Source organism: Lactobacillus leichmannii (genome assembly GCF_024701915.1).
Taxonomy (GTDB): domain Bacteria; phylum Bacillota; class Bacilli; order Lactobacillales; family Lactobacillaceae; genus Lactobacillus; species Lactobacillus delbrueckii.
The window spans coordinates 1-9733 of record NZ_QOCY01000019.1 but is presented as its reverse complement, the minus strand read 5'-3'; the positions used below and the strand labels follow the sequence as shown (position 1 = coordinate 9733).

The 9733-nt window shown below is 46.4% G+C and carries 8 protein-coding genes and 2 pseudogenes; 7 read left to right on the top strand and 3 right to left on the bottom strand.

The genetic code is table 11. The features are described from left to right. Positions 1-722: 722 nt before the first annotated feature. Positions 723-812: pseudogene (locus DS743_RS01885) on the top strand (IS30 family transposase); the annotation flags it as partial. Positions 813-865: 53 nt separating this feature from the next. Here the strand turns inward: DS743_RS01885 and DS743_RS01880 are convergent. After that, positions 866-1333, bottom strand: coding sequence for a Dps family protein (locus DS743_RS01880; protein WP_003616334.1), 468 nt, complete (start codon positions 1331-1333; stop codon positions 866-868). Between the two features lie 859 nt (positions 1334-2192). Here DS743_RS01880 and DS743_RS01875 point away from each other — a divergent pair. The 3 genes from DS743_RS01875 to DS743_RS01865 all read left to right on the top strand — a co-directional run bounded on the left by DS743_RS01875 (position 2193) and on the right by DS743_RS01865 (position 4030). Then, complete coding sequence (locus tag DS743_RS01875; protein ID WP_080730894.1) at positions 2193-2897, top strand: tyrosine-type recombinase/integrase; 705 nt, start codon at positions 2193-2195, stop codon at positions 2895-2897. Between the two features lie 82 nt (positions 2898-2979). Further along, on the top strand, positions 2980-3705 hold the full coding sequence (locus tag DS743_RS01870; protein WP_231128338.1) for a ParA family protein: 726 nt from the start codon (positions 2980-2982) through the stop codon (positions 3703-3705). Further along, a complete protein-coding gene (locus DS743_RS01865) occupies positions 3698-4030 on the top strand; it encodes a hypothetical protein (RefSeq protein WP_003616329.1) in 333 nt (110 codons plus the stop codon). Before DS743_RS01870 ends, DS743_RS01865 begins: the two co-directional genes overlap by 8 nt. A gap of 397 nt (positions 4031-4427) precedes the next feature. On the opposite strand, the gene DS743_RS01860 is transcribed toward DS743_RS01865, so the two are convergent. Together DS743_RS01860 and DS743_RS01855 are read right to left on the bottom strand one after the other, a co-directional pair. Then, positions 4428-5762, bottom strand: coding sequence for a dihydrolipoyl dehydrogenase family protein (locus DS743_RS01860; protein WP_035184140.1), 1335 nt, complete (start codon positions 5760-5762; stop codon positions 4428-4430). Positions 5763-7034: 1272 nt separating this feature from the next. Next, a complete protein-coding gene (locus tag DS743_RS01855; RefSeq protein WP_035184138.1) occupies positions 7035-7541 on the bottom strand; it encodes a DUF1836 domain-containing protein in 507 nt (168 codons plus the stop codon). Positions 7542-7706: 165 nt separating this feature from the next. Between DS743_RS01855 and DS743_RS01850 the strand changes: the two genes are divergently transcribed. The 3 genes and pseudogenes from DS743_RS01850 to DS743_RS09210 all read left to right on the top strand — a co-directional run. Then, entirely contained in the window at positions 7707-8540 is an 834-nt protein-coding gene (locus DS743_RS01850) for a DegV family protein (RefSeq protein WP_035184136.1), read from the top strand. Positions 8541-8899: 359 nt separating this feature from the next. Further along, complete coding sequence (locus tag DS743_RS01845) at positions 8900-9559, top strand: IS607 family transposase (RefSeq protein WP_035184132.1); 660 nt, start codon at positions 8900-8902, stop codon at positions 9557-9559. Further along, positions 9483-9733: pseudogene (locus DS743_RS09210) on the top strand (RNA-guided endonuclease TnpB family protein); the annotation flags it as partial. The gene DS743_RS01845 and the pseudogene DS743_RS09210, both read left to right, overlap by 77 nt.

Genomic DNA, 9733 nt, shown 5'->3' with positions numbered 1-9733 from the left:
TATCAAACTTGCATCTTTGTATCCAAAGCTATAGCGCTAAACATACTTAAGATATCAGTATGACACTACACTAGTATAAAGGGTAGTACTTTATATTATAGAAAAAATTTCCGCTGAATTAGTTAACTTTCTTAACTCAAACCCCCTCAGCCCTTGTAGCTCTAATGGAGAGGTGAGTTAAGTATTTTTTTAGTTCTTAACTGACTTTTTAACTCAAAATCTCCTCATCCCCTGTGGCTCTAAGCGAGAGGGCGAGTTAAGTTTTTAACTGAGTTCTTAACTAATTACTTAACTCTAAGACCCTTTTTGGCAAAAATCCGGCATCCCGGTCGTTTTCGCCTGTTTCAGGCAAGAATTAACTTGATCTAATTTCACAAAGCAAGTACAGCCCTTGTGGCTCTAAGGAAGAGGCGGTGTAAATAGAGTTTTTAGACACCCCTAAAAGAGCAGACAAAATAAAACCGAGTTTCTCAATACATATTAAAAGGGCGACCTGTCAAAACATGACATTCAGAACGTCAAAAAACGTCAAAACAGTATTAAAAAATATGCAATTCTACAAAAAATCCCCGGGTTAAATCAGGGTGTTTTAAATACTTAAAAAGTGTTGCAGATCCCACTGTTTTAAGCCAAATTTTTTTATCGTTCTGTACTCGGACAAAAAAGATCAGCTTCCTTTAAAATGGTGTTTACCACAAACCCATCTTTTAGGAGCTGATCTTTTGTCTAGTATAACCTATTCCGAACGAATTAAAATCGAAACCTTTTGTGAACTAGGGCTGTCCAATATTCAAATGGGCGTTCGGATTAATTTTACAATCTACCATAAGCCTACCCATAAGCCTACCGATTTTTTAATATTATTTTATTCATCAATTTCCGGCGCCGACCCAAGCTCTGCCTGAATCATCCAGATTTTCTTCTCAATTGCGGTTTTGAGACCAATGAAAATATCTTGGGTACTGAAGTCTTTTTCAACATCGGATACTTCAATGCCGTATTGGTAAAGGTCTTCCAAGTAACGATAGCCATCAACTAAGTGTGCGAGGCGTTCTGGGGTTGTTTTGTCCCATTCACCAGGCCAGTCTTGAATCTTAGTGTTTTCGGCCATTTCTTTTAAGGTCGAGTAAGGATTGCCATCAAGCGCAATCAGCCGTTCAGAAATGACATCGAGTTGGCTATCAATTTCTTCCATGAACTTATCCATCAAGGGGTGCAACTTCAAAAAGTTGGGTCCACGCATGTACCAATGCGTCTGATGGATAATCATTGACATCTGGCTCAAATCGGCAACGAGTTGATTTAATACTGCTTTAGTTTTCGTATATTTCATTAGATTGATCTCCTTTTGATATGGTTATTATAACACAAAACCGAAGAAAATGTCGGAGGCGCACTTATACGTCATCAAAGATTACGCTGTGCTAAACCCATTAAAACCTGTATCAGATTTCGCTTTGCTCAAACAAAACTGACTTGCGTCAGTTGGAATCTTCAAAGCCAATAAAGTCCGAAAGAGTTGGCGACTGGACTTTATTGGCTTTAAATGCCCCTAATTTGCTCTCTAAGCCATTTTAGCTGTTAACCGTATAATTTTACTGTCCGTCAACGGTAAATCGACGTAGAACGGCTTTAAGGAGTTGATGGACTCACTAGGCCAAGACACTTTTGCGCATGTAAAGAAAAGCACACCTGCTTTTTTGTCTGCCTCACGGCGAGTGCGGGGTGAGTTTGAGCGGGAGCTCCCGCTCATTTATGGGGTCAAGCTGACACAGCTTGCGGGTTTGGGCAGTGCCCACGGTTTTATTCGTGTGGGATAGAAATTTGAAAATCAGGGGGAGTAGATCCCGAACTAATTGAAAAAAGTTCTAATTCCATAAACACATAGGCGGAAAAGGTGCTATAATAGCTGTAAAGAGTCAATATATGATTATATGATTAGTAATCATAGTTAAGAGGGGTGCAAAAATGACCAATGACATCACGCTTGCCTAAACCTTAGACGGGGCAACCCTTGATAGCTTTTTACTGTATCTTGAAGACATGCCGAACACGGCTAAGACCTATAAAAGCTGTATCAAGCGCTTTAAGCTGTGGCTTAAAGACCAACCGGACGCCCAGCAACCGACAACGAACACTGTTAGACGCTATAAAGAGGATCTGACCATAAACCTAATACAGTGCACCTTTACATGGTAGCGATCAAGCAATGGTTTAAATGGCTTGAGAGCATCGGCAAATATCCCAACATTGCCCAGTACGTCAAGTCGGGCAAGGTCAACCGTAAGAGCCCTAAAAGCTATTTTGAGGCGGCTCAGGTCAAAGAGATACTAGACCAGATCGACCAGACCACACAGGCCGGGAAGCGGGATTATGCGCTGTTAGTTTTGCTCTTTACCTGTGGCTTACGGACGATTGAGGCATCCCGGGCTAAGGTCAAGGATATAACCATTTTAGGGGCATCCCGGGTGCTTTTAGTGCAAGGCAAGGGGAAGGCCGATGCGAGCGACTATGTACCGTTGCCGGATCACGTTTACACTGTCTTGACCGACTATTTAACCACCCGTGGCATCGATGCAAAGGATATCCCAGCATGCACAGAGCCACTTTTTACAAGCACTAGCAACCGTTCAAAGGGTCAGACCCTCAGTACCCGATCCATTAGCAAGATCTGTAAGACTAGATTTATCAAAGCCGGGTTTAATGACCCAAAATGGACGGCACACAGCACGAGACACACAGCCGGGATCTTGTCCTTAGAGCTGGGGCACAGCCAAAGAGATACCCAACTAATGCTCAGACATGCGAGCGGCGACACGACAAACATTTACTTGCACCAGATTGGCAAGCTGGGCAACTCAGCAACGGCCGATATTAGCAAGGCAATATTTGATTAGTCTTTATATAAGGTGTCTAAAATGGCAAAAATAGTAACTGTAACCACTCAAAAAGGCGGGGCGGGTAAAAACTACCCTTGCCCTGTTACTAGCGACAGGCGAGGCTCTAAGAGGCGAGAGGGTGCTACTAGTGGATCTTGACCAGCAAGGGGATGCATCTTATAGTTTGGTCAGCGATTACGATCCCAGCAAAACGAGCTATGAGTTATTGACCAGCGAGAGCGTGCAAGTCCCGGCTGTGGCTACACCCGTTAGTGGATACTTGAATCTTGATCTAGTCCCGGCATCCCTCACTTTAGAGCGTGTCGAGGTAGAGCTAGCGGGCGTGCTAGATGCTCAGTTTATCTTGTCTGACAAGCTAGAGGCGGTCAAAGATGATTATGATTTGATAGTCATTGACACCCCGCCAAGCTTAAACGTCATTGTCAGCAATGCATTGACGGCGGCGGATAAGCTCATCATCCCCGTGCAGGCGGACATTTACAGCTTTAAAGGCATGGCAACCCTTGCCCAGCGTGTCAAGGCAATACAGCGGCGCTCTAATCCCCGCCTTTCAATCTGTGGCATTGTGCTAAACAGATATAACCCCCGCACTAACCTAAGCAAGGCGATCACAGAGGCTTTAAATGAGGTAGCAGAGCAATTTAATACTAAGGTTTATCGATCTACCCTAAGGGATGCAACGGCCGTGAGAGAGGCGCAAAACGCCAAACAGAGCCTGTTTGAGTATGCTGCCAAAGGGGCAAAGGTAACCGAGGATGCAAAAGCACTATTAAACGAGATTGAGGAGGATTTAAAGAATGGCTAACAAGATTAAGGTAGATGCTCAGGATGTAATGCAAAAGACCGCACAGGCGGCCGAAATGGCCGAGGAAAAGCCACAAGCGGTTAAGGTGGTTAGACCCCGGGCAAAAAGAAAAAAGCCCGCTGAGGTCAAAAGCGAGCATATAAACATGGTAATCAGTAAGGAAACACGGGCTAAGCTTGAGGCGTACAAAGCGATCACGGGCAAGACCACAACCGAACTCTTTCAAGAATATTTAGACAAGCTGTGGGTAACAGATCGGGACGTTACGGATAGCGAGCTCTTTCGTGACCTGTATATTAACAACATGAAGAAATACGGTTTATAGAAAGCGTAGTAAAGTAACAATGGTTAAGAGTGATTTGCCAGAAAAAGAATTAAGGGCAATCGATGCGGCGCTTGACCGAGACAATGCAACGCTTGACCGCCTTGTTACTGACCCGGACGAAAACGCTAGAATCTGGGTAGCAAAGGCCGCTAGACCGCAAGACCTTGACCGATTAGTTACTGACCCATCCCCGCTAGTAAGGGCGGCTGTGGCACGGTATGGACGACCGATTGACCGCCAAAAGCTACAAGTTGATCCATCCCCACTAGTGAGGGCACAGGCACGGCGGAACTAAGTAACAAAGGTAACGACATAAAAAGAGGCTGACCAGTAATGGTCAACCTTTTTCTTTTGCACTAAAGCCAAGCAAGCAGCCCCCTGTGGCTTTATCTCGAAATTACCGAATCTTATGCCATGCCGCTGCACCCTCAGCCGGGAAAATGTGCGCCATTTGCCACATCTGATCGCGACTCAGATGGTAGACAATCGCCGGCAATAACGTGTTGATCGCATCTTCGGCCTGAGCACTGTACTCCGTGGCGCCGACAAGATGATGTTCCTGATCGAACACCAAAAGGCTATCACCCACCGTTTCCTGATCGGTTTGATGATACCAGTCATCCGGAATGTGGTTGTGCACGACTTTGTTAGTATCATCCTTGACCGCTTCCGGTGCCACACCTACTTTGGCAATTCTTGGCGAGGTGTAAACCGTTGACGGAATCGCCGGATAATCAATCGGCGCAGTTGTTTGGCCGCTCAGTAACTTGTAAAGGTAATAGGACTCAAACGTGGCTGTTGGCGTCAATTTTGGTTGTAGCTTGTCTAAAACATCGCCCGATGCATAAATATTGGCCACATTGGTTCGCAGATAGTCGTCCACAAGAATTCCGTGCTGGTTAAACTTGACACCGATGTTTTCTAATCCCAGTTGCTCAACATTCGGGATTCGGCCGGTTGCGTCCAGCACCCAATCGACAACTAACTGTTCCTTGTCACCATAATGAATCACAATGCCATCAGTGGTCTTCTCAAGCGCCGTCACCGCCGCGTTCGGCGTGAATTGAATGCCCCGTTTCGTCATGTCGGCCATCACATCTTCGACAAACGGCTGGTGGAATTCCCGCAAAGCACGATCATGATGCATCAACACATGGACATCGGCGCCTGCCGCATTGGCAATCGTCGCAAATTCCATACTGATATAGCCAGATCCCAAAATACCGATTCGCTTCGGCAAGACGTCCAAGTCCATGAAGGCCCGACTGTCATGGGCTAAATCGGCCCCCGGAACATCGATGCGATGCGGGCGCTGGCCGGTCGCAATGACAATTTTGTCAGCGGTATAGGTCTTTTCACCCACAACAACCGTGTGCGCGTCCTGAAATTTTCCATAGCCATGGATGATCGTCACGCCGTTTTGGGTTAATCCCGTACCGATAGCATTCGGTAACGGCTTAATCACGGCTTGTTTATGGGCCACTAATGCCGACCAGTTGATCTTGATATTGCCAGACACAACACCCTGCATCCGTTCTGCCAACCGCTGCAAAACCACCGGCGTATCAAGCGTGATTTTCGCGTTACACCCATAATTCGGGCAGGTGCCGCCGATCATGTCACCTTCAACCACCGCAACTTTTTTTCCCGAAGCTGCCAATGGGCCGGCCCCGTCAAACGCGCCATGCCCACTACCTAAGTACAAGACATCAAAATCATATGGATTCTTCAAAACATCGACCTCCTTATACACTGTCTACTAACAATGAAGAAGTTAAGCATAACAGATGGCATACAAATTAGCCACGGATAATGCTTAGAGGCAGAAAGATTTTTTGCAAAAGAATCCGCTTAATAGCAAAAAAATTCCGGTAAGGGCGATTGTTTTGGCAATCACTTACCGGAACTCATTAATGCGCATTTGCGGAACTAAAGATCGCGGCTCACTTGCGGCTTTTTAATCTGAAACCGCACCGACAATTTGCTGCAAGGTATTCAGCAAGGCACTGCCGTCTGCACTTTCGGCGCCCGTTTAATTCCAAGAACGCTCATTGTCAGTGTTCTGTTCTTCGGGGTGTTTGGCCGCATATTCTCTAGCTGCTTGTTTATTCCACCAAATGCCTAATAAGTTCTGCATGGTGCCATACAAGTCTGTGGCTTTATCTCAGAGCCCCCAGCAAGGGGAGCGGGCGACAGGCTATAGCACGCTTTAAATTCGTTTTTCGAACCGGACAAAACCAGACATTTTCGCAATCCCCCGGGCGGGCTTTACCCGGGCGGGCTTTATATGATTGCTCAGTATATGATAGGTCAGCATATAATCACTCTAATTCATTAAATTAGAGTTATCGGAATTAGAAACAGTGAGGGGATGCACTCTAAAGGACAACTAACCACAGGATCTAGTTTAAGTGTAAATAAATGGCCGTGTCAGCATCGAAACACCTATGAACGCCTGTGAACGGTTATGAACGAAAGAGGGAAATGGAGGTTGCTAGTGATTGCTAGTTGCAAATCATTTAATGACACTTTATATAGTTAGTCATCATAGTTAACACAAGCTAAACGTGACAGATAATCCGTCACAGGGAATGACTTATCAATCATTTTAGCCGTGCTTTCCTTATTATGTTGGTATTGTTGCTGGTTTCATATTATGGTATAGTAAGTATGAGTTAACCGGAACTGTGGATAAGTCAAATGACACTAACCACAAGATAGGCGAACTCAGTCCAAACAAAAAAAGCCGTTACTGTTTGGCGACAGTAAACGGCGAACAATCAACGCAAATAAAAAGCTCTGAGTTATTGGCGTAACTCACAGCGGGCATAGCTATTAGCTTGAGACACTCTATAGCTACCCCTATTCTAACAAAATGACGAAAAAAAGCAACATTTGAAGTGTTTTTGCAAATTACAGCCGTTATTTTCATAGTGGAATAGGTAACTAAAAGAGACGAATCAAGGTAAGACTAGCTATGTACGGCTAGTCTTTTTCTACTTTTTTACTCTTCTTCTTGGCCGGTAAACTGGGCAAAGTACTTGTCCAGGTAGACCTTGTAGCTGACGGTCATGATGACGTTGCGGAGCATGGTTTTGTATTCGCCATGCTCGTGGCCGACGTCGGTCAGCTCGCCTTTAAAGCCGAAGACGTAGGCCAGAACGTTTTCCAGTTCATCAACCATGTAGTTGTAGGCTGTCTCAGTGTCGTAGCTGGACCGTTGCAGCTTCAGGGCCTCGCACAGGTCAGCCAGGGAGAGGACGTTTTTGGACACGGCGATAAAGACCAGCTCAGCGATCTGCTGGCGGCTGTAGAGCTTCTTTTTAGGTGAGGCGATCAGGTCATGCTTGACATAGTTGCTGATCATGGAACTGGTCAGGTGGACGTTTTCCAAGGGGGCCAGGGCCTCATTGATATAAGTCGCGGTCTGCTCCAGGTACAGGCCCATCTGGGGCAGTTCCTGGTAGCGGGGCAGGTGCAGGCCGGCCAGGGAACGGGCAATTTTTTCCATAAAAACCTCCTGTCAGCTGATACAAAAAATAAAGACAAAACAAAATTCGATCATCCACATTATAGCAAAGCAGCTTAGCGGTTTTCAAAAAACTTGACACGAGGACGTTCCTGCTATAGACTTAAGCAGAAGTTTTTAAGAAACCGATGACGAGGATTGTGAAATATGCCAATTAAGATAGTAACTGATTCCGGAGCTAACATGACAGCGGGCAACTTGGGGAGCTGCCAGTTGGAAGTAGCGGCCTTGAGCCTGATTCAAGGGGATAAGACCTGGCTGGACGACGCCAGCTTTGACCAGGCGGAATTCAATCAAAGAGCCAAGGACGGGATCGCGGCGTCTTCAGCCTGCCCCAGTATTTCAGCCTGGCTGGACGCTTACGCCGGGGGCAGCGAGATCTATGTCGTGACCATCTCATCGGTCTTGTCCGGCAGCTACAATTCAGCAATGCAGGCGGCAAAGATTTACCAGGAAGAATACCCGGATGCCTTGATTCACGTTTTTGACAGTAAAAGCGCGGGTCCGGCCCAGTTTTTGGCGGCGGAGAAGATCGCGGAACTGAAGGAAAAGGGGATGCAGTTCCCGGACCTGGTGGAAGCAGTGAGCGACTACCTGGAAAACCATGTCCGCATCTTTTTTGCCTTAAAGTCGATGACCAATCTGGCCAACAATGGCCGGGTCAGCCCGGCGGTGGCCAAGATCGCCGGACTTTTGAAAATCTGGGTCTATGGCTGGGCAGAGGAAGGCGAAATCAAGCCCCTGGGCAAGGCCAGAGGGGAGAAGAAGACCCTGGCAGCCCTGCTGAGAACTTTGGAAGAGAAGGGCTACAGGGGCGGCCGGGTCAAGATCGACCACGCTGACAACTTCGACAGCGCGGCTGAGCTCCACGACTTGATCAGGAAAAAGCGTCCAGAGGCCAGGGTTGACCTGGGCACCTGCCGCGCCCTATGCAGCTTCTACGCTGAAGCGGGCGGGCTGATGATTGGAGTAGAAATTTAGCATGTAAAAAATCAGCACCGGTCCGGGTGCTGATTTTTTACTTCTCGTCTTCTCGTCTCCATCTGGTAGTAAGGCTTGATCCAGCGCTTATCCAGGGCCTCCTGGAAGTGAGTCAGGACATAGTCGCGATTGACGTACTTTTCCCGGACGCTTTCGTCAAAAACGTGATACAGTTGAGTTAAGTCATCACCGGTGTACTGGAGGGCCTCCCTCGCCTTGTCGATGGCAGACTTGATGCTTTCCTGGCATAGAAAGGTTGTGACTGTTAAAAAGTATTAATTTCATCCAGTGCCAAATAGTAATATTTCTTACCAATTCATGATATAATGCCGGTATCAAAAGATTGGAAGGAAGAAATAATGAGCGAATACATGTCCATATCAAAAGCAGCTGAATATCTTAATGTTGCTAAGTCAACTCTCCGCAATTGGGAAGCTGAGGGATTGATTACTCCGCTTAGAACTGCCTCCAATCAACGTCGCTACACTAAAGAAATGCTAGATGAGCTTCTGCAAGGCAATGCGAAAGCAGCTAAGCCTAAGAAGCTGCTGACCATCGGCTATTGCCGGGTTTCTTCTGGCCATCAAAAAGAAGACCTCCAAAGACAGAAGGATGTAGTGTCCAGATATTGCGAAGTCAATGGCTATCAGTTTAAGATCATTCAAGACGTTGGATCTGGTCTCAATTATAAGAAAAAGGGCCTGACAGAGCTGATCAACATGATCTGCAAGAAGCAGTGCGAGCGAGTCGTGGTAAATTATCAAGACAGGCTTGTCCGTTTTGGCTTTGAAATGATTGAGACAATCTGTCAGGCAAACGATGTAGAGCTGGTTGTCATCAATCAGACAGATAACGTTGATCCAAATTCAGAACTTGTAGAAGATGTTTTATCTATAATCACTGTTTTCTCAGCTAAGCTGTATGGAAAGAGGTCGCATCAGAATGCAAGAGTCATCCAAGAAAGCAAGAAGCTCTTCAGTCAAGCAGACAGTGAAAAAGACTCAGCCCAAGACAGTTAGAGTCTACTCCAAAAAGATAAGCGATGAAGAATTTGCCAGAATGTCAGACTTTTTTGAAAGATACGGCAGGTGCCGGCATTTCTTTTTGAACCGCTTCTACGGCATCAAGTCGATGCTAGCGGTTAATAACTGGCAGGCTCTGCGCAACCAAGTTCGCAAGTGGGACAAGCCGGT

Coding starts and splice junctions, on each gene's coding strand:
- DS743_RS01880 (WP_003616334.1), bottom strand. CDS start 1,333: ATGAAATATACGAAAACTAAAGCAGTATTAAATCAACTCGTTGCCGAT.
- DS743_RS01855 (WP_035184138.1), bottom strand. CDS start 7,541: ATGGAAAAAATTGCCCGTTCCCTGGCCGGCCTGCACCTGCCCCGCTAC.
- DS743_RS01850 (WP_035184136.1), top strand. CDS start 7,707: ATGCCAATTAAGATAGTAACTGATTCCGGAGCTAACATGACAGCGGGC.
- DS743_RS01875 (WP_080730894.1), top strand. CDS start 2,193: ATGGTAGCGATCAAGCAATGGTTTAAATGGCTTGAGAGCATCGGCAAA.
- DS743_RS01865 (WP_003616329.1), top strand. CDS start 3,698: ATGGCTAACAAGATTAAGGTAGATGCTCAGGATGTAATGCAAAAGACC.
- DS743_RS01845 (WP_035184132.1), top strand. CDS start 8,900: ATGAGCGAATACATGTCCATATCAAAAGCAGCTGAATATCTTAATGTT.